The organism is Pseudomonas sp. BJa3, from assembly GCF_026343815.1.
In the GTDB taxonomy this organism is placed as follows: domain Bacteria; phylum Pseudomonadota; class Gammaproteobacteria; order Pseudomonadales; family Pseudomonadaceae; genus Aquipseudomonas; species Aquipseudomonas soli.
This window is the reverse complement of record NZ_JAOXMC010000220.1, coordinates 1-269: the sequence shown is the minus strand read 5'-3', so window position 1 is coordinate 269 and position 269 is coordinate 1. Positions and strand designations below refer to the sequence as shown.

Genomic DNA, 269 nt, shown 5'->3' with positions numbered 1-269 from the left:
AAACCGCTGATGAAGGTCGTGCAATAGGCGATCAAGCTGTTTACCCACCTCTACGCCGAAGCGCTCAAAGGCTTGGGGGTGTTCAGCGAAAAGACGGCGCAGCGCATTGCCGAGATCGGCGGGATGATTGCCGGCATCGTCGCCACCATCGGTGCCGTGGCCCTGGCGGCGATGGGCGCTGGCGCGGTGCTGGGGCCGGTCATCTCCAAGGTCGCGGCGAAGATCGGCGAGATGATCAGCAAGATGCTGCCGACCCTGGTGCAGGCCCT

Annotated in this window: 1 pseudogene; it reads left to right on the top strand. The window is 63.9% G+C overall.

Going from position 1 to position 269, the window contains the following annotated elements:
- Positions 1-78: 78 nt before the first annotated feature.
- Positions 79-269, top strand: a pseudogene (locus tag OH705_RS27495) (cell invasion protein SipB); the annotation flags it as partial.